This window comes from Actinomadura sp. NPDC048955 (genome assembly GCF_040649435.1).
In the GTDB taxonomy this organism is placed as follows: domain Bacteria; phylum Actinomycetota; class Actinomycetes; order Streptosporangiales; family Streptosporangiaceae; genus Spirillospora; species Spirillospora luteofluorescens.
Genome location: NZ_JBEZJI010000038.1, coordinates 1 through 24,266 on the forward strand (window position 1 = coordinate 1; position 24,266 = coordinate 24,266).

General features: G+C 72.9%; 23 protein-coding genes. 4 read left to right on the plus strand and 19 right to left on the minus strand.

The window, feature by feature from the left end; all coding sequences use genetic code 11:
- The first annotated feature begins 476 nt into the window (after positions 1-476).
- The 3 genes from AB0C84_RS29615 (at position 477) to AB0C84_RS29625 (ending at position 1,861) form a co-directional block, all read left to right on the plus strand.
- Positions 477-764 carry a CD225/dispanin family protein gene (locus AB0C84_RS29615; RefSeq protein ID WP_179841907.1) on the plus strand — a complete coding sequence of 96 codons (288 nt, stop codon included), beginning with the start codon at positions 477-479 and terminating at the stop codon, positions 762-764.
- Positions 765-766: 2 nt separating this feature from the next.
- Positions 767-1,240, plus strand: a complete 474-nt coding sequence (locus tag AB0C84_RS29620) for a DUF2752 domain-containing protein (protein ID WP_361072869.1) — start codon at positions 767-769, stop codon at positions 1,238-1,240.
- Between the two features lie 141 nt (positions 1,241-1,381).
- Positions 1,382-1,861, plus strand: coding sequence for a GNAT family N-acetyltransferase (locus AB0C84_RS29625; protein ID WP_361072872.1), 480 nt, complete (start codon positions 1,382-1,384; stop codon positions 1,859-1,861).
- Positions 1,862-2,109: 248 nt separating this feature from the next.
- Here the strand turns inward: AB0C84_RS29625 and AB0C84_RS29630 are convergent, their stop codons facing one another.
- The gene (locus tag AB0C84_RS29630) at positions 2,110-2,919 is read right to left on the minus strand and encodes a crotonase/enoyl-CoA hydratase family protein (protein WP_361072875.1); all 810 of its coding nucleotides are present in this window, start codon (positions 2,917-2,919) and stop codon (positions 2,110-2,112) included.
- A gap of 77 nt (positions 2,920-2,996) precedes the next feature.
- Positions 2,997-3,488: a metallophosphoesterase family protein gene (locus tag AB0C84_RS29635; RefSeq protein ID WP_361072878.1), complete on the minus strand. Its 492-nt coding sequence runs from the start codon at positions 3,486-3,488 to the stop codon at positions 2,997-2,999.
- A 27-nt stretch (positions 3,489-3,515) separates the two neighbouring features.
- Between AB0C84_RS29635 and AB0C84_RS29640 the strand changes: the two genes are divergently transcribed.
- A complete protein-coding gene (locus AB0C84_RS29640) occupies positions 3,516-4,391 on the plus strand; it encodes an alpha/beta hydrolase (protein WP_361072881.1) in 876 nt (291 codons plus the stop codon).
- A 255-nt stretch (positions 4,392-4,646) separates the two neighbouring features.
- Here the strand turns inward: AB0C84_RS29640 and AB0C84_RS29645 are convergent, their stop codons facing one another.
- From AB0C84_RS29645 to AB0C84_RS29725, 17 genes are all read right to left on the minus strand, one after another.
- Positions 4,647-5,354, minus strand: coding sequence for a hypothetical protein (locus AB0C84_RS29645; RefSeq protein ID WP_361072884.1), 708 nt, complete (start codon positions 5,352-5,354; stop codon positions 4,647-4,649).
- A 234-nt stretch (positions 5,355-5,588) separates the two neighbouring features.
- Positions 5,589-6,395: a hypothetical protein gene (locus AB0C84_RS29650; RefSeq protein WP_361072887.1), complete on the minus strand. Its 807-nt coding sequence runs from the start codon at positions 6,393-6,395 to the stop codon at positions 5,589-5,591.
- A gap of 36 nt (positions 6,396-6,431) precedes the next feature.
- Positions 6,432-7,490, minus strand: coding sequence for a 2-hydroxyacid dehydrogenase (locus tag AB0C84_RS29655; protein ID WP_361072890.1), 1,059 nt, complete (start codon positions 7,488-7,490; stop codon positions 6,432-6,434).
- Positions 7,491-8,099 carry a histidine phosphatase family protein gene (locus tag AB0C84_RS29660; protein ID WP_361072893.1) on the minus strand — a complete coding sequence of 203 codons (609 nt, stop codon included), beginning with the start codon at positions 8,097-8,099 and terminating at the stop codon, positions 7,491-7,493.
- Positions 8,096-9,571 carry an FGGY-family carbohydrate kinase gene (locus AB0C84_RS29665; RefSeq protein ID WP_361072895.1) on the minus strand — a complete coding sequence of 492 codons (1,476 nt, stop codon included), beginning with the start codon at positions 9,569-9,571 and terminating at the stop codon, positions 8,096-8,098. Before AB0C84_RS29665 ends, AB0C84_RS29660 begins: the two co-directional genes overlap by 4 nt.
- Positions 9,568-11,079: an FGGY-family carbohydrate kinase gene (locus AB0C84_RS29670; protein WP_361072898.1), complete on the minus strand. Its 1,512-nt coding sequence runs from the start codon at positions 11,077-11,079 to the stop codon at positions 9,568-9,570. The genes AB0C84_RS29665 and AB0C84_RS29670 overlap by 4 nt, the downstream gene beginning before the upstream one ends.
- 46 nt (positions 11,080-11,125) lie before the next feature.
- Positions 11,126-12,370, minus strand: coding sequence for a sugar ABC transporter permease (locus tag AB0C84_RS29675; RefSeq protein ID WP_361072901.1), 1,245 nt, complete (start codon positions 12,368-12,370; stop codon positions 11,126-11,128).
- Positions 12,363-13,301 carry an ATP-binding cassette domain-containing protein gene (locus AB0C84_RS29680; protein WP_361072904.1) on the minus strand — a complete coding sequence of 313 codons (939 nt, stop codon included), beginning with the start codon at positions 13,299-13,301 and terminating at the stop codon, positions 12,363-12,365. The genes AB0C84_RS29675 and AB0C84_RS29680 overlap by 8 nt, the downstream gene beginning before the upstream one ends.
- Positions 13,302-13,320: 19 nt before the next feature.
- A complete protein-coding gene (locus tag AB0C84_RS29685) occupies positions 13,321-14,397 on the minus strand; it encodes a substrate-binding domain-containing protein (RefSeq protein ID WP_361072907.1) in 1,077 nt (358 codons plus the stop codon).
- 269 nt (positions 14,398-14,666) lie between these two features.
- On the minus strand, positions 14,667-15,458 hold the full coding sequence (locus tag AB0C84_RS29690; protein WP_179841919.1) for a DeoR/GlpR family DNA-binding transcription regulator: 792 nt from the start codon (positions 15,456-15,458) through the stop codon (positions 14,667-14,669).
- A 70-nt stretch (positions 15,459-15,528) separates the two neighbouring features.
- On the minus strand, positions 15,529-15,921 hold the full coding sequence (locus AB0C84_RS29695; RefSeq protein WP_361072910.1) for a rhodanese-like domain-containing protein: 393 nt from the start codon (positions 15,919-15,921) through the stop codon (positions 15,529-15,531).
- 21 nt (positions 15,922-15,942) lie between these two features.
- The gene (locus tag AB0C84_RS29700; RefSeq protein WP_361072913.1) at positions 15,943-16,815 is read right to left on the minus strand and encodes a Gfo/Idh/MocA family oxidoreductase; all 873 of its coding nucleotides are present in this window, start codon (positions 16,813-16,815) and stop codon (positions 15,943-15,945) included.
- Between the two features lie 58 nt (positions 16,816-16,873).
- Entirely contained in the window at positions 16,874-17,263 is a 390-nt protein-coding gene (locus AB0C84_RS29705) for a hypothetical protein (RefSeq protein WP_258944239.1), read from the minus strand.
- Positions 17,264-17,369: 106 nt separating this feature from the next.
- Positions 17,370-18,143: a respiratory nitrate reductase subunit gamma gene (narI, locus tag AB0C84_RS29710; protein ID WP_361072917.1), complete on the minus strand. Its 774-nt coding sequence runs from the start codon at positions 18,141-18,143 to the stop codon at positions 17,370-17,372.
- Entirely contained in the window at positions 18,140-18,826 is a 687-nt protein-coding gene (gene narJ, locus AB0C84_RS29715) for a nitrate reductase molybdenum cofactor assembly chaperone (RefSeq protein WP_361072920.1), read from the minus strand. The genes narI and narJ overlap by 4 nt, the downstream gene beginning before the upstream one ends.
- On the minus strand, positions 18,823-20,553 hold the full coding sequence (gene narH / locus AB0C84_RS29720; protein WP_361072923.1) for a nitrate reductase subunit beta: 1,731 nt from the start codon (positions 20,551-20,553) through the stop codon (positions 18,823-18,825). Before narH ends, narJ begins: the two co-directional genes overlap by 4 nt.
- Before the next feature lie 8 nt (positions 20,554-20,561).
- A complete protein-coding gene (locus tag AB0C84_RS29725; protein ID WP_361072926.1) occupies positions 20,562-24,254 on the minus strand; it encodes a nitrate reductase subunit alpha in 3,693 nt (1,230 codons plus the stop codon).
- Positions 24,255-24,266: the final 12 nt, after the last annotated feature.

Consider the following 24,266-nt stretch of genomic DNA (forward strand, 5'->3'; position numbering starts at 1 on the left):
ACGCTGTTGAGTTCTCAAGAAACGGACACCCACCGCGCTGGATCCGCTTTCGCGTTTCCCGCTCCGGGGCGACTCGACTTACTTTATCAGGTCCGCCCGGACTGTCAATTCCGAGCTTTTCCGATACGCCATTCCGGTTCCGCTTGCGCGGTCCCTTTCCGGCGGTGGAGCTATTTCATCAGATCCGGCCCGATTGTCAAAATCGAGCCTTTCCGACCCACCACGGCACGGCAGGCACGGCGAGACCGTGTCGGCTGGTACGCAGGTGGTTTCCCCATGCTTCGGCCGGCCGCCATGCGGGCGTCCTGCATCCGTGAGGGGACGAGGGGTTAACTTACGCGGCCTGAGCCCCCTCGTCAAATCAGCGCCCCGGCAGGACGGTCCCCTGCCAGGTTGCGGCGTATTGGGGGAACCCGGCGTGCCCTGTCACCATCTACGTAAGTAGATCACCCAGCCCAAGCAGGAGAGGTACCGACATGGCCTACCCACCCGCACCCCCGCCGCCCCCCACCTCCGGAGCCGGCTCCCCGCCCCCGAACCACCTCCCGTGGGCGATCGCGACCACGATCCTCTGCTGCCTGCCCGCGGGCGTCGTGTCCATCGTCTACGCCGCCCAGGTCAACTCCAAGTGGCAGGCCGGCGACCAGGCCGGTGCGCTGAAGTCGTCCAACAACGCCAAGACCTGGGCGATCGTGTCCGCGGTCCTCGGCGTGGTCGTCGGCGCCATCTACTTCGTCATCGCCCTGCTGGGGAACAGCAGCTGACGATGACGAACGAGTCCCGGCCCGCCCCGCTCTCGCGGGGCGGGCCGGTCCCCGAAGTACCGGACGGTGCCGGACAGCCGCTCGCCGTCCGGTTGCTGCGGCCGGGCGGGGTGCTGATCCTCAGCGTCACGGCCGTCCTGTACGTCGCAGCGGTCGATCCCAATGAGGCGGGGCACTACCCGACCTGCCCGTTCCTCGCGCTCACCGGGTTCCAGTGCCCGGGCTGCGGATCGATGCGCACCGTCCACGCGCTCGCCCACGGTCATCTCCACGAGGCTTTCAGCCTGAACGTGCTGACCGTCGCGATGCTCCCCGTCCTGGCGTTCTTCTGGCTCCGCTGGGCCAGAGCCCGCGCCCTGGACCGTCCGGTGAGGACGAAGGTGGCGCACCCCGCGCTGATCTGGGTGCTGTTCGGCGCCATCCTTCTCTTCTGGCTGATCAGGAACCTGCCGGTCGGATCGGCTCTGGCCGCCTGACCACGAGCGGCCAACGGCCCGGCGATCCGCGACCGGGACCGCCCCGCACGACCTGAGTCGCCTCCTCGCCCGTGCCGGGCCGCGGACGAGCTCGGCGAAATTCGTTCGCGCAGGTCCACTCCCTACCACCAGACTCCGTAGGTGAGCGAAGTAGCCTTGACCCCTTTGGACGAGCCCGCACTGGCGCGGCTGCTCGATGCGGCCGTGGCCGGCGCGGACCCTCTGGAAGTGATGCCGCCGGTCGGCGGCCCGCCCGGCTGGACCCCTGAGCGCCGAGCGGCGTTCCTGGAGTTCCACCGCGCGAGGTGCCTGAATTCGGCGACGGCGGTGGAGCGTACGTGGGTGGTCGACGTCGACGGCGAAGCGGTCGGGGCGGCACGCTTGCAGCCTGATGGGGACGCGGTGGAGGCGGGGATCTGGTTGAGCCGCTCTTCCCGGGGCCGCGGGATCGGCGCGAGGGTGACGGCTCTGCTGCTGGCCGAGGCCCGGTCGAGCGGAGCGGCGAGGCTCCTCGCCTCGACGACGGCGGGCAACCGAGGCGCCCGCGCGTTGCTGGAGGGCGCGGGCGCCACGCTCATCGTCGAGGGGGACGAGGTGGCCGTGGAGCTTCCGCTGAGCTGAGGTCCAGAACCGTCACGGAGCGTCGCTGCTTGTGGGCGGTGTCCGGTGCTGCACGAAGTCCTCTCTGGGCGGGCACACCAACCTGGCGTGCCCGCCGCACTGCTCTCCCGGATCGCCGCCGTCGCGGCGGCGACGCCCACGTGGGCGCATTGATCGCCGAACGCTCCCGGTGGCGTTCGCGGTGCGGGAGATGGCCCCTCCCCCTGGCAGGACCACCGTCCTAGGGGCCAGCGGGCCGGTGGCGTGCGTCAGGCCGGGTCGGTGAAGGCGGGCGGGCGCTTGTCGAAGTAGGCGCGGACGGCCTCGACCTGGTTCGGGCTTCCGCGCAGGGCATCGAGCGTCCGGGACTCCTCCAGGAACTGGCCGGCCAGGTCGGTGTCGGCGGCGCGGTTGAGGAGGCGCTTGGCTCCGCGGACCGCGTCGGGGCTGTTGCCGGCGATCTCGCGGGCGAGTTCCGTCGCGGCGGCGTGCGGGTCGTCGGCGGTGCGGGTGGCCAGGCCGATGCGGACGGCGTCCGCGCCGGAGAGCGTGCGGCCCGTGAAGGTGAGCTCCTTCGCGACGTCCTCGCCGACGAGGCGGATCAGCGCGGCGGTGCCGGTCATGTCGGGCACCAGGCCCCAGCGGATCTCCAGGACCGAGAGGCGGGCGTCCGGGGCGACGATCCGGATGTCGGCGCCGAGCGCGATCTGCAGGCCGCCGCCGAGGGCGTGGCCGTGGACGGCGGCGACGACGGGCTGCGGCAGCTCCCGCCACACGTGCACGGCCTGCTGCCCGAGGTTGGTGATGCGGCCCGGCTCGCGCGCGGTGATGTCGCCCGCGCGCCGCCCGGCGCCGTCGCCGGGAATGGCGGCGAAGCTAGCGAAGTCCAGGCCGGCGCAGAACGCGCGGCCCTCCCCCGACAGGACCACGGCCCGCACGGACGCGTCCGCGGCGAGGGCGTCGCCGGTCCGGGCGAGCGCCTCGAACATGGACGGGTCGAGGGCGTTCAGCTTGTCGGGACGGTTGAGCCGCACGTCGGCGACTCCCTCGTGGACGTGCACGGTGACGCGGTCGGTCATGGCGGGGTCCCTCTCGTCCTCGCGGTCGTCTCCCGGGGGACGATTCCATGCGGCGTCGCGCCGGTCGAGGGCGAGGGTCAGGTCACGGGGACGATCCGCGCCCCGGTGAGCCGGCCGTCGTGGATGTCCAGGAGGCCGAGGGTGCCGTGGGGCTGGCGGCGCCGGTCGGTCGGCGACCCCGGGTTGAAGATGCGGACGCCGTCGCCCGTCTCGTCGAGCGGGATGTGCGAGTGGCCGAACACGACGAGGTCGGCGCCGGGGAACCAGCGCCGCATCCGGGCGGTGCGGCCCTTGGACTGGCCACTGTCGTGGACCATCGCGACGGCGAGGCCGTCCAGGTCGAGTTCGAGGCGTTCGGGCGCGCCCCACTCGGCGACGTCCGGCCCGTCGTTGTTGCCGAGGACCGCGTGGACGGGCGCGTACCCGGCCAGCTCGTCCAGGACGGACGCGACGCACACGTCGCCGGCATGCAGGATCACGTCGGCGCCCCGCAGGTGCTCGGCCACCCGCGGCGGGCACGACTTCCAGCGCCGGGGCGCGTGGGTGTCGGAGATGGCCACCGCTCTCATGCCTCCCATCCTCCCCCAGGGAGCAGAATGGATCGGGTGCGGATCGACATCGGCGGTGTGCGCCTCTACTTCGACGTCGAGGGCGCCGGCCTGGTGCCGGACGGCACGGCGATGGCCGAGCGGCCCGTGATCGTGGCGCTGCACGGCGGGCCGGGCGCCGACCACTCCATGTTCAAGCCGGTGCTGGGGCGCGCCACCGAGTTCGCGCAGGTCGTCTACCTGGACCAGCGCGGCAGTGGCCGGTCGGATGTGAGCGGTCCCGCGCTGTGGACGTGGGAACGCTGGGCCGACGACGTGGTCGACTTCTGCGACGCGCTGGAGATCGACTCCCCGGTCGTCCTCGGGACGTCGAGCGGCGGTTGGGTCGCGCTGACGATCGCCCATCGCCACCCGGAGCGCGTCGCCGCGGTCGTGCTCGACAGCGTGATGCCGGGTCCCGCCGGGGAGCGGCTGGAGGTCTTCGAGCGGCTCGGCGGCGCGGAGGCCCGCGACATCGCGCGCCGCTACTGGGACGGCGAGGACGTCCAGGACGAGTGGGAGCGCGTCTGCCTGCCCCTGTACTCGCGGCGCCCGGGCGGCGCCCCGGAGGCGAGGGACAGGCTCGCGCGCATCCGCTGGAACCGCGACGTCATCGAGCATTTCCGGCGTTCGCTCGCCGCCGCGTTCGACCCGTGGCCGCATCTGGATCGGGTCGTCCGGCCCGTTCTGGTCCTCAACGGCGAGGACGACCCCGTCGCGACGGTCTCGGCCGCGCGGGGCCTCGTCGAGGCACTGCCGGAGGGCGCGTCCGAGTTGCACGTGCTCCCCGGTGCGGGCCACGGCGTGTTCAGGGAGGATCCCGAACGCGCGGTCGCCCTGCTCCGCGAGTTCGTCGCGCGGACGGCCGCGGGGAAAGGTGAGTGATTTTGCCACGGCGGGTTCCGGACACGCGTGGGAAACAACTGTAAACACGCAGTCATTACCCAGGGCTGAACTGCGGAGTTACGCTCGAATTCCTCGCGATCGTCCAGAAGGATTCGGCCGTACGCCCCCGGTCGTTCTTCCCGACACGGCGACCCAGCACCGCGAGGGCACAGTGAGGGCGGCCGGGCCCGAGGAGGATGACACTCCCTTGCACCGGCCCCGGGCCCGGCCGCCTCTCCGCACGCCGCGCGGGGGCTACGAGGTCAGGTAGAGCTTGCGGTCGAAGACCCCGGAACCCGGCGTGCTCTCACCGCGGGCGGTGGCGGAGCCGCTGCCGGTGCCGTTGGATGGGCACAGGCCGCTGCTTCCCGACTGCCGGACCAGCGTGATGTCGTCGGACCTGCCCTGCGCGTCGTCCTGCCCCGGCAGCGGGCGGTTCGGGTTGTCGCGGTTGTAGACGTCGAAGCGCAGGCCGTCGGTGCCTCCCGTCCGGAAGCCGTAGTAGCAGGTGACGGTGAAGCCGAGGATCTTGCCCTCCATCTTGAAGCGCAGGCCGCCGCTGATGGACAGGACGCCGTCCCGGCCGCCGGGGACCGGGTCGTAGGCGACGCTCCCGCTCCGGTCGGGCATCTGGCCGAGGTCGAGGTCGGTGGGCGGGGAGCTGAGGCCGTTGGAGGTCCGGCACGCGCCGATCGACGCGGCGGTCAGCTCGCCCGGGCCGGTGGACTGCACGGTGCCCTGGAGTTCTGCGCCGTCGCAGGAGCCGGTCACCTTCGCGCCCAGGTAGTCGACGGAGAACGTGAGCGCCCCGACGGTGGCGACCTGCCAGTTGCCGGAGTAGGGCGCTCCGGTGGCGGTCTCCTGGCGGATCGTGGTGGTGGCGGCGGACGCGGCGGGCGCCGTCAGGGCCAGCGCGGCGGTTGCGGCCGCCAGGGGCGCGGCCAGTCTGATGGGAGCCTTCACGGGGTTTCCTCCTCGGGGAGAGGGATTTGATTTTTTCTACCCGAGTGGCCGTGGAAAGCAAGACCCTTTCAAACGCTTATTCATAGTCTAGAGAATTTTGCTAAAGCAGAGCGGCCGAACACTAAGCTGACCGTGAAATAGACGGCGGAGTCAATCACTTTGTGCGCGGAAACAGGGGATGGCGCGCGGCCGGGACGGGAGGTTCGGACGGACCCCGGCCGCGCGCCTGGCCTGTCAGTGGAACACGGGCTTCATCGCGTACACGCGGTTCGGCTTGTTGTAGCCGAAGAAGACGCGGGTGCCGCGGCCGGCGGGCGCGACCGCCAGCCCCTCGCTCTCCCCGGTCAGCGGGATGTCGATCGCTTCGAGGATCGTCCCGGCCCGGTCCAGCACGGTGATGGTGTCGTTGGTGTAGTAGAGGACCTTGTCACCGGCCATCTCCAGGCCCTGCGGGACGCCCTGGTAGCCGAGGTCGAAGGTCGAGCGGACGGTGCCGTCGAGGTCGGTGAACGCGAACACGAAGGGCCCCTGGTCGCCCGGCCCCGCGTGCACGAGCAGCCCGTCGCGCCGGTTGTCGACCGCGACGAGGCCGGAGTTGCCGAGGGAGCCGAAGTCGATGGTGCGCACGACCTCCGGCTCACCGCTCCAGTCCACGACGTTGACCTTGGTCGGGTTGGTGCCGCCGCCGGTGGCGACGTAGAGGAGCCCGTCGCGGTCGCGGACGCTGATCTCGGCGGCGTGCCCCACGGCGAGCGGCGCGCTCTCCTTGAGGGTGGTGCCCTCGCGGTCGTACTCGCGGATGACGCCGTGGCCGCCGCCCACGTCGAAGCCGACGTAGAAGCTGCCGCGGCGGTAGGCGAGGCCCTGCATGTTGTCGGTGTGGGGGACGTCGAACAGCAGGTCGAAGGTGTAGGAGCGTTCGGTGGCCGCGGCGGGGCGGGCTCCGGCGAGGGCTGCGGCTCCGGCGAGCGTGGCGGCGCCCGCGAAGCCGAGGACTCTGCGGCGGGTGAGAGCGACCTCGCCGGGTCCGGGTCCGTGCATCGTGCCTCCTTGTGACGGGGGTGACGGGGAGGAAGGTCAGGGGCGGGCCGGGCGGCGGGCCTCCAGCACCTCGGGGTTGGCGCAGTGCAGGAGGGGCTCGCCGCGCAGGTGGCGGCCGACGTCGGCGGCGAGGATGCGGGCCGCTTTGGCGGCGGTCTGCTTGCTGGCGCCGGCCAGGTGGGGCGTGACGATGATGTTCGGGGTGGTCAGCAGCCGCGACCCGGCCGGGATCGGCTCCTCGGGGAACACGTCGAACGCGGCGGCGAACAGGTGGCCGGACTCGGCGGCGTCGCAGACGGCCTCGTAGTCCAGCAGCGACCCGCGCGCGCAGTTGACGATGATGGAGCCGGGCGGCATCGCGGCGATCCGCCCGGCGTCGATCATCCCGGTGGTCTGCGGCGTCGCGCGGGCGTGCAGGGAGACGATCTGCGCCTGCGCCAGCAGTTCGTCGAGCGGGACGAGTTCGGCGATGCCGGCCAGGTCGCCGAGGTCGTCCAGGTACGGGTCGTGGACGAGCACGCGGGCGCCGAGCGCGGCGAGCATCTTGGCGACGCGGCGGCCGACGGCGCCGCAGCCGACCAGCCCGGCGGTGCTGCCGTTGATCTCGATGCCGACGTCGTCGTAGCGGTAGTAGTCGCCGCGCCACTGCCCCGCCATCAGGTCGACGTGCGTCTGCGGGATGCGCCGCACCGCCGCCAGGATCAGCCCGAGGGTGTGCTCGGCGGTGGCGCCGGCGTTGCGTCCGGGCGCGAAGCAGACGGCCACGCCGTGCTCGGTCGCCGCCTCCAGGTTGGCGTTGACGGGCCCGCCGCGGCTGATCCCGAACAGCCGCAGGTCCGGCGAGGCCTCCAGGATCCGCCGGGTCAGCGGGGCCATCTGGGTGACGCAGACCTCGGCGCCGCGCAGCGCCTCGATGAGCTGCTCCTCGGTCCCGGACGCCTCGTCCACCTCGGCGACGCGCCCGAACGGCTCCACCGGCCACGGCAGGGTGACCTCCGAGAACGCCAGGTCGCCGGGCGCCTCGGCACGCAGGGCGCCGATGAGCAGCTCGTTGCGGACGAATAGGTCACCGGCCGCGAGCACGCGGGTAGTCATTCATCGCTCCAGTGGGGTGTTGAACTCCAGGAGGGCGGCCTCGCCGTCCCGGAGCCGGATCTCGGTCAGTGCGCAGTTGCCCAGCGACGGGAACCGCCGCCGGTAGTCCTTGAGGGGAATCCCCAGCAGCCGGCACAGCGCGAGCCGGATCGCCGTGGAGTGCGCGACGACCAGGACGCGGCCGCCCTCGTGCAGGCGGGCGATGTCGTCCAGGCACGCGGTGAAGCGCCGGGCGGCGGCGGCCGGGTCCTCGCCGCCGGGCAGGTGGGAGGCGGCGGGGTCGGCCAGGAAGGCGCGCAGCTCCGCGGGGAACTTGCGTTCCATCTCCGCGCGGGTGAGGCCCTCACCGTGCCCGAAGTCCAGTTCCCGGAGCCGCTCGTCGACGTGCAGCCGCGCGCCGATCGCCGCGGCGGACGGCGCCGCGGTCAGCCGGGACCGCGACAGGTCCGAGCACCACACCGCGTCGGGCCGGGCCGTGCCCGCCCACGCGGCCAGCGTGCGGGCCTGGTCCAGGCCGCGCGGGGTGAGCGCGACGTCGCTGATCCCCGCGTAGCGGTTCTCGGCGTGCCATTCGGTCTCCCCGTGGCGGACGAGGATGAGGCGCGTCATCGGGATGTCCTCTCGCGTGCGTGCGCGGCGGTCTCGGCGGGCAGCCACCCGCGCCGTTCCAGCTCGCCGACGAGGCGCAGGTAGGGCGCGTCGAACACGGCGGTCCTCTCCGGCCGCGGGTCGATCACCGCCTTGACGGCGACCATCCGCCCGGCGGTCTCGGCGACGTCGCGGCCCGGCGCGGCGGCGAGGACGGCGGCGCCGAGCGCGGGCTCGGCCTGGCGGGGCAGCACGACGGGGCGGCCGAGGATGTCGGCGCGCAGCTGGCACCAGTACCGGCTGCGCGCGGCCCCGCCGGTCAGCGTGAGGTCGCCGCCGGTGGGCGCGCCGAGCAGGTCGAGGTGGTCGAAGCAGAGCCGCTCCAGGTAGCCGACGCCCTGCAGGACGGCGGCGAAGTCGTCGGCCTCGTCGCCCGTCCCGTCCAGCCGGAACCCGCGGGCGTCGGGCGCGAGGAACGGGAACCGCTCCCCCGCCGGGACGAGCGGGTAGGCCAGCGCCGCCGCCGGTTCGTGCCGGGCGGCGCGGCGGTCCAGGTCGGCGAGGTCGCGGCCGGGGAAGTCGCGGGAGATCGCGCCGGCGCCGGTGCTGGACGCGCCGCCGGGCAGCCACCGCCCGTCCGGGGCCTTGTGGGAGTAGACGACGCCGAACGGGTCCTGGACGAGGTCGTCGCTGACGCCCTTGAGGACGAGGGTCGTCCCGAGGACGGAGTTCCACGACCCGACGGTGAGGCGTCCCGTCCCGAGCTGGGCGGCGCAGCCGTCGGTGGCGCCCGCGACGACCGGGGTCCCCTCGGGGAGGCCGGTCGCTTCGGCGGCCGCCGCGCAGACCGTGCCGAGCGGGGTGCCGGACCGTTCCAGGGGCGGGAGAAGATCGGCGGGGACGTCCAGCGCGTCGAGGACGTCCGCGGGCCAGGCCTCGGCGATGAGGTCCGCCCCGGTCTTGAGCGCGTTGCTGAGGTCCGCGGCCACCGGGTGGCCGGTCAGCCGCCGGTTGACGAAGTCGGCCTGGTGGGCGAGGCGGGCGCCCCCGTGCGGGTGGTGCTCCAGGAGCCACAGCAGTTTCGGCAGGGCCCAGGCGGGCTGCATGCGCTGGTAGCCGAGGGTGCGCCACACCTCGCCGCCGGCCTCGTTGACCCGCTGGACGTGGCCGGCCGCGCGGGTGTCGTCGTACATGAGCGCCGGGGTCAGCGGCCGCCCGCCGTCGTCGGTGAGCAGGATCGTCCCGGACGTGGCGTCGACGGCGACGGCCCGCACGGCCTGCGCCGGGACGTCGCGCAGCGCCTCCCGGCAGGCGGCCCCCACCGCCGTCCACCAGTCCTCGGGGTCCTGCTCGTGGCGGGGGCCGTCCCGCCGGCCGGTCAGCGCCCGGCTGCCGGCCCCGGCGACGTCCCCCGACGCGGTGACGGCGAGCGCGCGCACGCTCTGCGTCCCGAGGTCGATCCCGACCCACACCGCCTCGTGCCGCCCGGTCACGGGGCGCCGCCGTCCAGGGCGGTGCGGGCGCGGGCCGCGGCGAGGGTCGGCCAGGCGGGCGCCGTGGCGGAGCGGATCGTCAAGAAGTCCTCATAGGTCTCGGAGTAGCGGGCGGCCCGGTCCGGGTCGGGCGCGTAGGTGTCGCCGGGACGGACATGGGCGTCGGCGGCCGCGCGGGCGTCGGCGGCCCGCCCGGTGGCCAGGAGGCCGACGAGGAACGCGCCGCGCGCCCCGGCCTCGCTGTCGGCCGACCGGACGACCGGGACGCCCGTGACGTCGGCCAGCATGCCCAGCCAGACGGGGCTGGCCGAGCCGCCGCCGCTGACGCGCAGTTCGGTCGGACGGGTCTCGGCCGCCGCCAGGCAGTCGCGGACGACCAGGCTGAGCCCTTCCAGGACGGCGCGGGCGAGGTGCTCGCGCTCGTGGTGGACGGTGAGGCCGTGGAACGCGCCGCGCGCCTGCGGGTCCAGGAACGGCGCGCGTTCCCCGGCGGGAGACAGGTACGGCAGGAACACCAGACCGTCGGCGCCCGGCGCCGCCCGCGCCGCCAGTTCGGCGAGCGCCGCGGGCGCGGCGAGGCCGAGGACGCGGCATGCCCAGTCGACGACCTGGCCGCCCGCGAGCGTCGGGAAGGCCCTCAGGTAGCGGCCCGGCAGGCCCATCGCGACCGTGAGGCCGGACGGGTCGCCGCCCAGGCGGGGGCCGTCCACGACCGTCTCCGTGCACAGCGTCGTGCCGAGGATCGTGCAGGCCTGGCCGGTGTCGACCGCGCCGACGCCGATCGCGGTGGACGCGATGTCGTAGGGGGCGAGGACGACGGGCAGGCCCTCCGGCAGCCCCAGCTCGGCCGCCGCGTCCCGGGTCAGGGGGGCGGCGCGCCGGTCGTCGCCGCGCAGGTCGGGCAGGAGCCGCCGCGCCCACTCCATGTCGTAGGCGCGGAGCAGGTCGTCGGAGAAGCGGAGCGCGGCGATGTCCAGGAACGGCACGGACGCGTCCGAGCCGTCCACCGCGATCTGCCCGGTGAGGCGGGAGAAGATCCAGCCGCCGCAGGTGAGGGACGCCGCCGACCGGGCGAGCCGGTCGGGGTCGTGCTCGCGCAGCCAGGTGAGGATCGCGTTCGGCAGGCCCGCGAAGTGCAGCGACCCGTTGACGCGGAACGCCCGCTCCAGCACGCCGGAGGCCGCCCAGCGCTCGACGGCCGGGGCGGCGCGGCCGTCGTTCCACAGGATCGCCGGGCCGGTGGGGGCGCCGTCGCCGTCCACCAGCCAGCAGCCGTCGCCCTGCGCGGTGAGCGCGAGGAAGTCGACGTCGCCGCCGACCTGGGCGAGCACCTCCCGGACGGCGTCGGCGACGGCCCGCCACACCGCGCCCATGTCCTGCTCGGCGTGCCCCGGCGCGGGCCGGGTGACCTCGGTGGGCCGCCGGGCGACGGCCAGTTCGGCGCCGTCCCCGGCGTAGCCCACCGCTTTGATCATCGTGGTGCCCGCGTCGACGCAGACGACCGTCATCGGCTCCCCCGTCCGTTGCGTAGTGGTCCCATCCAACCCGCGCCGGTCAGGCGCGGCCGTGCGAGGCGCGCGAGCGGCGGGCGACCGAGTCCAGCGCCACGGCGAGCAGCAGCACGGCGCCGGTGACCATGAAGCGGTAGGACGAGTCGAGGTTCAGCAGCGTCAGCCCGCTGGAGATCGACTGGATGACCAGGATGCCGAGCAGCGCCGCGAACGCGTTGCCGCGCCCGCCGAACAGGCTCGTCCCGCCGATGACGGCGGCCGCGATCGCGTTCAGGTTGACGTCGCCGCCGCCGCTGCTCTGGTTGGCCGCCGCGAGGCGCGCCGCGGCGAGGATGCCGCCGATCGCGGCGAGCGTGGTGCACATGACGAACGCGGAGGCGTAGACCGTCCTGACGTTGATGCCGGCGCGCCGGGCCGCCTCGACGTTGCCGCCGACCGCGTACACGGACTTGCCGTACTTCGTCCGGGACAGGACGTAGTGCGTCATCAGCACGAGCGCCAGGAACAGGACGAACATCCAGCCGACGCCGCGGTCCCGGTTCAGGTACCAGACCGCCACGACGAGGCCGGCCAGCAGGGCGGCGCTGCGCAGGACGAGCGTGCGCTCCGTCGTCGCGGGCAGGCCCGCCCTGCGGCGCTGGACCGCCCGGTTGTGGCCGGTCAGGTACAGCCCGGCGGCGCCCGCGACGGCCAGCGCGTACGCCAGCCAGGGCGGGAGGAAGTCGAGCTGGGCGAACGTCACCAGCCGCGAGTCGAACGGCAGGTTGATCGAGCCCTTGGGCCCGAGGACCCACAGCTGCACGCCGAGCCAGCCGAGCAGCCCGGCCAGGGTGATCACGAAGCTGGGCACGCCGAGCCGGTTGAACACCTTGGAGTAGAACCAGCCGAGCGCGACGGCCAGCGCCACCGCCACGACGATGGCCAGCCAGGACGGCCAGCCCTGGTCGACGAACAGCACCGCGACCACGGCGGCGCTGAGCCCGCTGACCGATCCCACCGACAGGTCGATCTGCCCGACCAGCAGCATGAACACCACGCCGAGCGCGATCACGCCGACCGGCACGCACTCCAGGGCCAGGTTGACCAGGTTCGCGCTGGACAGGAAGACCGGGTTGAGGATCTGCATCACGGTCCAGATCACGATCAGCCCGCCGACCACCGGCGCGACGCCGAGGTCGCCGCCGCGGACCCGGTCGGCGGCCGCCGCCAGCGCGGCGCGCACGCCCCGGTCCCCGGGCTCGCCCGGCAGACCGGCCGTGGTCTCCGGGGGCGCCATGAGGTCACTCATCGCCCGCTCCCTTCCTCATCCCGCCCGGTGCGACCCGCTCGGGCCGGTCGCCGTCCGGCTCGTCCGCGTCGCCGGGTGCGTCCTCCGCCTGCGCGGTCCCGCTCGTCTCGTCCCCCTCCACGGGGGCGTCCTCCGCTTCGGGACGGAGCTTGCCGGCGCGGCGGCTCACCACGTTGTCGGTCGCGCCGGTGATGGCGGCGACCAGTTCCTCGGCGGAGGTCGTCCGCGCGTCGAACACGCCGTTGTTGCGGCCGAGGCGCAGCACCGCGACGGTGTCGGCGACGGCCTGCACGTCGGCCATGTTGTGGCTGATCATCAGGACGCCGTGGCCGCGCTCGCGGAGCCGCTCGATCAGGTTGAGCACCTCGGCGGTCTGCGCCACGCCGAGCGCGGCGGTCGGCTCGTCCAGGATGATGACCTTCGGGTCGCCGAGCAGCGACCGGGCGATCGCCACGGTCTGCCGCTGGCCGCCCGACAGCGCCGCGACCGGGACCCCCACCGAGGGGATCTTCGCCGAGAGCTGGGTGAGCAGCTCGCGGGAGCGGACCTCCATCGCGACGTCGTCCAGGCGCAGCGCCCGCATCTCGCGGCCGAGGAACAGGTTCTCGATCACGTTGAGGTTCTCGCAGAGGGCGAGGTCCTGGAAGACGGTCGCGATGCCGAGCTGCTGCGCCGCGGCCGGGGTGGGGATGCTCACCTCCCGCGACTCGAAGGTGATGGTCCCCGCGTCCGGGGCGTGCACGCCGGACAGGACCTTCACCAGGGTGGACTTGCCGGCGCCGTTGTCGCCGACGAGGGCGACGACCTCGCCGGCGGCGACGTCCAGGTCGACGCCGGTGAGCGCGGCGACCGCGCCGAAGGACTTGCTGACGCCGCGCAGCGACAGCAGCGAGCCCGCCGCTCCGGCGGCCGGGGTGGGCGTTGGTGACATGACGAACCTCGGGAGATCGCTACTTGAGGCCGAGCTTGGCGCAGGCGGCGGCGTACTCGGCGGTGCAGACCTTGTCGGCCTTGAGGGCGCCGTCCGGGCCGAGCAGGACCTTGCCGATGTTGTCCTGGGTGACGACGGTCGGGGTGAACAGCTCCGACGGCGTGTTGAACAGCGTCGTGTTGCCCTTCGGGGTCTCGCCCTGGACGAACTTGTGGGCCGCGGTGGCGGCGGCCTCCGCGACGATCTTGATCGGCTTGGAGATCGTGTTGTACTGGTCGCCGGCGATGATCCGCTGCGCGGCGGCGAGCTCGGCGTCGTTGCCGGTCACCGGCGGGACGTCGGTGCCGGCGGCCTTGAAGGCGGCGACGGCGGCGCCGCCGGTGCCGTCGTTCGCGGCGACGACGCCCGCGATCTGGCCGCGGTACTTGCTGATCTGGCCGCTGACCCACTGCTGGGCCTTCGCGGGCTCCCAGCCGGGCGTGTCGTACTCGGCGAGCAGCTTGAAGCCGCTCGGGTCGACGGAGCTGTGGATGCCCTTCTTGATCAGGTTCGCGGCGGCGTCGGTCGGCGAGCCGTTGACCTCCAGGATGCCGCCCTCGGCCTTCTCCTGCTTGAGGTGGTCGACCAGCGACTGGCCGATCATCGCGCCGATCTTCTCGTTGTCGAAGGAGACGTAGTAGTCGGCCTTGGCCGCCGGGATGGGGCGGTCGTAGGCGATGACCTTCACCTGCCGGGACTGCGCCATCCGGACGATCGAGGCCGCGGCGGCCGAGTCGACCGGGTCGATCACGATGGCCTTGACGCCCTGGGCGAGCACCGAGCTGGCCTGCTGCTGCTGCTTGGAGGCGTCGGCGCCGGCGTTCTGGTAGAGCACCGTGCAGCCGCCGCACAGCTGCTTCATCTTGGCCTTGAACAGCGGGGCGTCGTACAGCTCGTAGCGGGTCGAGGCGATGTCGGGCATGAGGAACGCGATCTTGGCGTTCTTCGCGTCGCCGCCGCCGGACCCCGCGCTCTTGGAGGAGCACGCCGCGACGGGGGCGAGCGCGGCGAGGGCCGCGGCGGCCGCTGCGACCGTCCTGAGAGAGGGCTTCTTCACAGAGTTCTCCTCGGGGTACGCCCGTGAAGGGGGCGATGGAGCCGGTGCGGCGTCCGCGCGACCGGGGGGTCGGCGGCCACCGCGGGGAGAACGTAACATCAAGAACGTTAGAAGTGTCAATACATCGGCGTTAACTAACACCCACGATCGTGACGATGATCGTTCGGAAGAGCCGGAAAGGCCTGGTCACAGCTCAGCATCGATCCCGTGAGCACTCTAGGCGCGCACGGGTCAGGCGATGTTAGTTATAACGTCCGCTCTCACAGAGGTCAGCGGCGCCGGCACACGGCGACGTCGTACTCGACCTTGTGCTTCGCCAGCTCGGCGAGCGCCTCCGGCGCCGCCCCGTCGTCCACGACGACGCGCTCGAAGTCGCTGAGCGGCGCGACCCGGTGCAGCGCGGTGCGGCCCAGCTTCGTGTGGTCCACCAGCAGGACGTTGCGGACGGCGCTGCGCAGCATGGCCCGCTTGACGACCACGACCCGCTGCTCCTGGTGGCCGGCGTTGCCCGCCGACACCGCCGAGGTCGACACGAAGCACAGGTCGACCTGCAGGGACTCGATCATCTCGACGCACGAGACGCCCATGAACGAGTTGTGCAGCGGATCGTAGTCGCCGCCGAGGGCGATGAGCCGGATGCCCTGGACCGGGGCCAGCAGGTTCAGGCCGTCCAGGAAGTTGGTGACGATCGTCAGCGGGCCGAGGCCCGGGAGCCGCCGGGCGAGGGCGAGGGCCGTGGTCGAGTCGTCGAGCATGATCGCCATGCCGGGCTCGACCAGCTCCACCGCCCGGGCGGCGACCGCCTCCTTCTCCTCGCGCATCGTCTTGGCGCGATAGGCGACGCTGCTCTCGAAGACCCCGGACCGCTGCGCGGTGACCCCGCCGCGGTACTTGCGGACGATCCCCTGGCGCTCCAGCTCGTCCAGGTCGCGGTGGATCGTCATGAGGCTGACCCCGAACCGCTCGGCGAGCTCGGCGGCCGTCCCCGATCCCGCGGCGAGCACCGCCTCGGCGATCGCGTCCTGCCGCTGCGCGGGCCCCCGCCGCTGCCGGTCGCTCATGCCCCGCTCCTCCGTCCGGACGCCAGGCCAGAAGTTAACACCAGGAATGTTAAGAGCTCAACTCACCGGGTCACCGGGCGCCGCCCCCGGTCGTCGGCAGGCCCGCCGCGCGCCACGCCTTGAAGCCGCCCACGACGTCGGTCGCGCGGGTCAGGCCGAGGTCGTGCAGGGACGCGGCGGCGAGGCTGGAGGTGTAGCCCTCCGAGCAGAACACGATCACGCGGAGGTCGTGCCCGGTGGCCTGGGGCAGCCGGGCGCCCGAGGACGGATCGAAGCGCCACTCCAGGACGTTGCGCTCCACGATCAGCGCCTCCGGGATCTCGCCCTCCTCCGCGCGCTGGGCGGCGGGGCGGATGTCGACCAGCACCGCCCCGTCGCTCAGCTCGGCGTGGGCCTGGTCGGGGTGGACGCGCGCGAGCCGGTCGCGCGCGGCGGCGAGGATCTCATCGATGGTGCGTGCCATGGACCAAGCATGGCAGGCGGTTCAGGCCAGCTGCGCCTCGGCCGAGGCCAGCACCTCCTGGATCCGCAGGCCGTGGGCGGCGTCCAGAGCGGGGCTCGTCCCGCTCCGGACGGCGACGGCGAACTCGGCCACCATCGTGGCGAACGCGTCGTCGCCGAGCTGCGACCAGTCGAGCCGCGCGTGGCCGCCCCGCCCGTACACCTCGACGTGGGCGGGCGGGAGCTCCCCCATGCCCGCCATCGACACCGACGCCTGGCTGATCGCGCCGCCCTCGTGCTCCAGCGTCAGCCCCAGCCAGCCGAGGGGGTCGCCGTGCGCGCGCACGGCGGCGACCCGGCCGAGCGCGGCGTCCAGCAGGTCGACGATGTGGGGGCCGAGGTCGAGCAGCGCCCCCTTCTCCAGCCGCCACGGGGTGGCGAAGGGGCCCCCGCTCAGCACGGACGAGACGAACGAGCCGTAGCCGCCGAACGGCTCCAGCCCCCGCGTCCGGTCGAGGAAGTCGCGGGCGGCGCGCGAGTAGCGCAGCGTGAGGACCATCTGCGAGACGACGCCCGCCTCGGCGACGGCGCCCGCGAGGCGGCGGGCCCCGTCCAGGTCCATGGCGAGGGGCTTCTCCAGCAGGACGGCCTTGCCCGCGCGGGCGGCCCGGGCGGCGAGGTCGGCCTGCACGTCCGGCGGGACGGAGAACGCCACGGCCTCGCAGGCGTCGAACAGCTCCTCGATCCGCTCGAACGAGGGCGCGCCGTGCTCGCCGGCCAGCGCGGCGGACGCCTCGGGGCGCCGCGCCCACACTCCCGCGAGCCGGGTGGACGGGCCCGCCGCCAGCGCCGGCGCGTGCACCATTCCCGCCCAGGGACCCGCCCCGACCAGCCCCACCGCCACGGAATCACTCATGGGACAAACCTAGACGATCTACCAGCTTCCCGGCGCAGGGTGCGGGCGGCGGCGGGCGTCAGCCGAGCTGGACGCCGAAGAACAGCGCGAGGAGCGCGCCCAGGGCCCCGAGCGCGCCCCAGACGGCGAGCCCGGCCTTGGACGTGGCGCGGGTGTGCAGGAACGCCGCCGCCCCGGACAGCAGGACGAACACCAGCTTCACCTCCAGGGTGCGCTGGGCTGCGCCTTCCAGGTCGCCCGCGACGATGTTCCAGACGCCGGTGAGGACGAGGACGGCGAACGCGGGCCAGGCGATCGTGTTGAACCGGCGGGCGGCGGCCTTGGTGACGCCCTCGTGGCCGCGCAGGGCGGGCACGAGCGCGCCGAGGGTGATCTGCCCGCCGACCCAGATCGTCGCGGCGAGCACGTGCAGGAAGATCCGCACGTCGGCGGTGGTGACGGCGAGCACGAGGGGCCTCCGAGAGCGTACCGGGCGGGTGGTGGGACGGTGGCGGAAGGGATCGCCTCCGGACGTTACCGCCCGTACGGGCGGTGCCCGGCACCGGGCCGGGACCTCAGGTGGGACGCTCCCAGCCCCGCCGCGGCGGGTGCGTGCCCAGCCGCTCGTCGCGACTGCGGTAGACGATGTAGGGGCGGGTCAGGTATCCGATCGGCGCGGTGAGCATGTGCACCAGCCGCGTGAACGGCCAGATGCCGAACAGGACGAGCGCGCTGATCGCATGCAGCTGGAACAGGATCGGCACGCCGGTCATCAGGCCGGGGTCGGGCCGCAGGTAGAAGATCGACCGGAACCACGGGGACACCGTCTCCCGGTAGTCGTAGCCGCCTCCGATGATGTTCGCGGCGACGGTCGCGGACAGGCCGAGCACGATGGTCAGCGCCAGGACGGCGTACATGAACTTGTCGTTGCGGGTGGTGGCGGAGAACACCGGCCCGACCGTGCGGCGCCGGTAGATCAGGATCGCCAGTCCGGCCAGGGTGCAGAAGCCGGCGACGGTCCCGAGCACCACGGCGAGGACGTGGTAGACGCCCTCGGACACGCCGACGGCCTCCGTCCAGGTGTCGGGGATGAGCAGCCCGCCGACGTGACCGAACGCCACGAGGATGATGCCGAAGTGGAACAGCGGGCTGCCGATGCGCAGCAGGCGCCGTTCGTAGAGCTGGGACGAGCGGGTCGTCCAGCCGAACTTGTCGTAGCGGTAGCGCCAGATGTGCCCGAGGACGAACACCGCCACGGCGACGTAGGGCAGGGCCACCCAGAGGAGGATGCCGGAGACGCCGGGATCGCCGCCGTTCTCAGCGGCGAGAACGGGCAGGTCACTGGTCATGAACGGGCTCCAAGGACGGGGTCGGGCAGGAAGACCGGCCCCATGGCGGTCGCGTCGGCGCCGTAGGGGGCCAGGCCGACCTCCTCTTCGGGCGGGCCTTCGGCGATGAGGCGGGCGACGGCCTCCTCGGTCCGCCCGGTCAGCGGCGGCAGCGTGGCCGTGACGGCGTCCAGGACGGCCGTCCACGGCGATCCGGACTCGGTGAGGGACAGGCGCAGGAGTTCCAGGCCGGCGCGGTGCTCCAGCAGCAGCCGGCGTCCCTGCGCGAGGTCGCCGGAGGCGGCGAACTCCAGCACGACGGCCAGGTGGTCGGGCAGCTCGCCTTCGTCCAGGTCGAGCCCGGCCGCCTGGTACGCCTGCTTGAACCGCACCAGGGCCATGCCGCGTTTGCGGGTGTCCCCGTAGGCGTAGTAGGTGAGGTAGAGGCAGCAGCGTCTGCGGTGGTCGAACGTGGCGACGTAGTCGGCCGCCAGTTCGCGCGGCGGGGTCGCGTCCAGGTGGTCGAGGACGCGGTTCAGCGGCTCCGCGAGGGGCGGGGGCAGGCTCGCCACGGCCCGGCGCAGCAGCGGCCGCCGCCCGAGCAGCTCCTCGTCGGGGTAGCCGAGCAGCAGCGAGGCGACCTGCCAGGCGGTGGCCAGCTCGGTGTCGGTGAGGCCGGCCTTGCGCGTGGGTCTGATCTTCACGGCCTGGGCTCCGTTTCCGCGTCGTCCGACTCCGCGGGCGGGTCGGTGCCCTGCGGTCCCGCGCCCTCGTCCTCGCGCGCGGGGAACAGTCCGGCGGGGGCGCCCTTGCCGTCCCAGTTGAGCAGGTTGACGCGCCTGTGCTTGTCGGCCGGATCGACCGGGCTGTCGGAGGTCTGCCGCTCCCTGAGCATGTGGAAGTTCTCCACCGCGATGGGGCTGGCGCCGCCGGAGGCCTCTCCGAACGGCCCCGAGCCGCCGCCCATCCCCGCTCCGCCCATCCCCGGCCCGCCCTCGTAGTCGAGCGCGCACTCGGTCGCCAGTTCCTCCAGGCCGTGGGCCTGCTCGGCGTGCGCGGGCGGGATCACGTACCGCTCGTCGTACTTGGCCAGCGCCAGCAGCCGGTACATGTCGTACATCGCCTCCCCCGACATCCCGACCCCCTGGGGGATCGTGTCGTCGGGTTCGCGGCCCAGGTTGATGTCGCGCATGTAGGACCGCATCGCGGCCAGCCGCCGCAGGACCGCGTCCACCGGGGCGGTGTCCCCCGCGGTGAACAGTTCGGCGAGGTACTCGACCGGGATGCGCAGCGCGTCGATCGCGGCGAACAGGTTCCCCTTGTTCTCGGCGTCGTGGCCGGTGTCGCGGACGACGTCCACGACCGGCGACAGCGGCGGGATGTACCAGACCATCGGCATCGTCCGGTACTCCGGGTGCAGCGGCAGCGCCACCTTGTAGGTGTTGATCAGGGCGTGGATCGGGGAGCGCTGCGCGGCCTCGATCCAGTCGGCCGGGATGCCGTCGCGCTCGGCCGCCGCCACGACCTCGGGGTCGGCCGGGTCCAGGAACACCCGCCGCTGCGCCTCGTAGAGGCCGGTGTCGTCGGGGGTCGACGCGGCCTCCAGCACCCGGTCGGCGTCGTAGAGGACCAGCCCGATGTAGCGGAGCCGTCCCACGCAGGTCTCCGAGCAGACGGTGGGGATGCCGACCTCGACGCGCGGGAAGCAGAACGTGCACTTCTCGGCCTTGCCGGTGCGGTGGTTGAAGTACACCTTCTTGTACGGGCAGCCCGACACGCACATCCGCCAGCCGCGGCAGCGGTCCTGGTCGACCAGGACGATGCCGTCCTCGGAGCGCTTGTAGATCGCACCGGACGGGCAGGACGCCGCGCAGCTGGGGTTGAGGCAGTGCTCGCAGATCCGCGGCAGGTAGAACATGAAGGTCTTGTCGAACTCCATCTTCACCTTGTCGGAGATGTCCTTGAGCAGGACGTCCTTGTCGCCGTGCTCGATCGAGCCGCCGAGGTCGTCGTCCCAGTTCGCCGACCAGGAGACCTTCATGTCCTTGCCCGACAGCAGCGACTTCGGCCGCGCGACCGGCGTGTGCTCCTGCAGCGGCGCGTTGGTGAGGGTCTCGTAGTCGTAGGTCCAGGGCTCGTAGTAGTCGTCGATCCCGGGCAGCTTGGGGTTGGAGAAGATCGTCAGGAGCTTGCGGAGCCGCCCGCCGCCCCTGAGCGCGAGCCGGCCGCGCCGGTTCAGCGCCCAGCCGCCGCGCCAGCGCTCCTGGTCCTCGTACCGCCGGGGGTAGCCCTGCCCGGGACGGGTCTCGACGTTGTTGAACCACACGTACTCGACGCCGCTGCGGTTCGTCCACGCCTGCTTGCAGGTGACCGAGCAGGTGTGGCAGCCGATGCACTTGTCGAGGTTCATCACCATCGACATCTGCGCCATGACGCGCACTAGTACTGCACCTCCTGTGAGCGGCGGCGGATGACGGTGACCTCGTCGCGCTGGTTTCCGGTGGGGCCGAGGTAGTTGAACGCGAACGACAGCTGCGCGTACCCGCCGATGAGGTGGCTCGGCTTGATCAGCAGCCGGGTCAGCGAGTTGTGGATGCCGCCGCGGCGGCCGGAGGTCTCCGAGCGCGGGACGTCGATCAGCTTGTCCTGCGCGTGGTACATGTACACGGTGCCCTCCGGCATCCGGTGCGACACGATCGCCCGGGCGACGACGACGCCGTTGCGGTTCACCGCCTCGATCCAGTCGTTGTCGCGCACGCCGATCTTCGCGGCGTCCACCCCGCTCATCCAGATCACCGGGCCGCCGCGCGACAACGACAGCATGAACAGGTTGTCCTGGTACTCCGAGTGGATCGACCACTTGTTGTGCGGGGTGAGGTACCGGACGGTCAGCCCCAGTTCGCCCGTCTCGCCGAGCTCGGGCTCGCCGAACAGGGCGGACATGTCGAGCGGCGGCCGGAACGTCGGCAGCTGCTCGCCCAGCTCGGCCATCCAGTCGTGGTCGAGGTAGAAGTGCTGCCGCCCGGTCAGGGTGTGCCACGGCTTGAGCCGCTCCACATTGATCGTGAACGGCGAGTACCGGCGCCCGCCGGCCTCCGACCCCGACCACTCCGGGGAGGTGATGACGGGGACGGGACGCGCCTGGGTGTCGGCGAACGTGATCTGCTCGCCCTCGTGCTCGGCGGCCAGATCGGCGAGGGGCCGGCCGGTGCGCCGCTCCACCGCCCGGAACCCCTGGGCGGCCAGATGCCCGTTCGTGGTCCCGGACATCGCCAGGATCGCCTCGCAGGCGTGCACGTCCCGCCGCAGCGACGGGCGCCCGTCCGCAGGGCCGCCCCGCACCACGCCGTTCTTGTGCCCCAGGTACTCGACCGGGCCTTCGAGGTCGAACGTGACGCCCTTGGTGGTCGCGCCGAGCCGCTCGGCGAGCGGGCCGAGCGCGGTCATCTTCGCGGCGACGGCCGGATAGTCGCGCTCCACCGTCACCAGCTTCGGCATCGTCACGCCCGGGACGGGCTCGCATTCGCCCTCGGCCCAGTCGGCGACGCGTCCGTGGGGAGTCGCCATCTCGTCGGGGGTGTCGTGCAGCAGCGGCACGGCGACGACGTCCTTGCGGACGCCCAGATGCCGCTCGGCCAGCCGGCTGAACTGGGCGGCGATGTCCTGGAAGGCGCGCCAGTCGCTCCGGGTCTGCCACGGCGGCGCGATCGCCGGGTTGAACGAGTGCACGTACGGGTGCATGTCGGTGGTGTTGAGGTCGTGCTTCTCGTACCAGGTCGCGGCCGGCAGCACGATGTCGGAGTAGACCGTGGTGCTGGTCATCCGGAAGTCCAGCGACAGCAGCAGGTCCAGCTTCCCGGCCGGGGCCTCGTCCCGCCAGACGACCTCCCTGGGGCGTTCGCCGGGCGGTGACTCCTCCGCCCGCACGGCGTCGTCGGCGCCCAGCAGGTGCTTGAGGAAGTACTCGTTGCCCTTGGCGGACGAGCCCAGCAGGTTGGACCGCCACACCGTCAGGACGCGGGGGAAGTTCTCCGGGGCGTCGGGGTCCTGGCAGGCGAACTTCAGCCGCCCGGCCTTCAGCTCGTCCACGATGTGCTCGCCGGCCGGCCTCCCGGCGGCCTCGGCCTCGTCGGCGAGGGTGAGCGGGTTGCGGTCGAAGGTCGGGTAGGACGGCATCCAGCCCAGCCGCGCCGCCTGCGCGATCACGTCGGCGGTGGTCCGCCCCGCGAGCCGCCCTCCGCCCGTCGCCGCCGACAGGGTGCCCGCGTCGAACCGGTCGTAGCGGAACTGGTCGGAGTGCAGGTACCAGAAGGCGGTGCCGATCATCTGGCGGGGCGGGCGGGACCAGTCCAGCCCGAACGCCAGCTGCGACCACCCGGTCACCGGGCGGCACTTCTCCTGCCCGACGTAATGGGCCCAGCCGCCGCCGTTCACGCCCTGCCCGCCGGTCAGCGTGGTCAGGGCGAGGAACGTCCGGTAGATGGTGTCGGAGTGGAACCAGTGGTTGGTGCCCGCGCCCATGATGATCATCGACCGGCCGCGGGACTCCTCGGCGTTCGCCGCGAACTCGCGCCCGATCCGCTCGGCGGCCTGCGCGGGGACGCCGGTGATGGTCTCCTGCCAGGCCGGCGTGCCCGGCTCCGACGCGTCGTCGTACCCGGACGGCCACGAACCGGGCAGCCCGTCCCGTCCCACCCCGTACTGGGCGAGCAGCAGGTCGAACACGGTCGTGACCAGGTGGCCGCCGACGTTCCGGACCGGCACTCCCCTGCGGAGCGTTCCCGGCGCGCCGTCGACGCCGTCGAACCGGGCCAGCTCGATCTCGGCCGTCTCGCCGCCCTCGACCGACAGCAGCGGGTCGGCGTCGCCCAGGTCCAGGTTCCACCTGCCCATGCCGGCGTCGCCGTACCGGAATCCGAGCGACCCGTTCGGCACCAGCGGATGCCCGGTGGCCGCGTCCAGGATCACGGTCTTGAACGCCGCGTGCTCGGACTCGGCCTCGGCGCCCGGGAGGTCGGCCGCGGTGAGGAACTTGCCCGGGACGCAGGTGCCGTCGCGCTCCTCCAGCCGCACGAGGAACGGCAGGTCGCTGTAGCGCTTGACGTAGTCGGTGAAGTACGGCACCCGCCGGTCGACGAAGAACTCCCTGAGGATGACGTGCCCCATGGCCATGGCCAGGGCGCCGTCGGTGCCGGGCTGGGCGGCCAGCCACTCGTCCGCGAACTTGACGTTGTCGGCGTAGTCCGGGGACACCGCCACGACCTTCTGGCCCCGGTAGCGGGCCTCGGTCATCCAGTGCGCGTCCGGCGTCCGCGTCACCGGCACGTTCGACCCCCACATGATCAGGTAGCCGGCGTCCCACCAGTCGCCCGACTCGGGGACGTCGGTCTGGTCGCCGAACACCTGCGGGGACGCCACCGGCAGATCGGCGTACCAGTCGTAGAACGACAGCATCGTCCCGCCGATCAGCGACACGAACCGGGCGCCGGACGCGTGCGAGACCATCGACATCGCCGGGATCGGGGAGAACCCGGCGACCCGGTCCGGGCCGTGCTCGGCGATCGTGTGGACGTGCGCGGCGGCGATCATCTCCGTCGCCTCGTCCCACGACGCCCGCACCAGCCCGCCGCGGCCCCGCGCGCCCTTGTAGGCGCGGGCCCTCTCCGGGTCGGAGACGATGTCGCGCCACGCGGCCACCGGGTCGCCGGTGCGGGCCTTGGCCTCCCGGTACATCTCCAGCAGGACGCCCCGCACGTACGGGTACCGCACGCGGGTCGGCGAGTAGGTGTACCAGGAGAACGACGCGCCCCGGGGGCAGCCGCGCGGCTCGTACTCGGGACGGTCCGGGCCCACCGACGGGTAGTCGGTCTGCTGCGCCTCCCAGGTGATGATGCCGTCCTTGACGTACACCTTCCACGAGCACGACCCGGTGCAGTTCACCCCGTGCGTGGAGCGCACGACCTTGTCGTGCGACCAGCGGTCCCGGTAGAACGCGTCCGCCTGCCGCCCGCCCTTCTTGGTCATGGTCCGCAGATCGGGCGAAACCTGCGCGCGGGTGAAGTACCTCCGCGTCCTCACCAGTGCGTCCTCCAGCGGGCCGTCCAGTCCGGGCCTGCCCTCGGTCGAGCTCAACTCCGCTTCCCT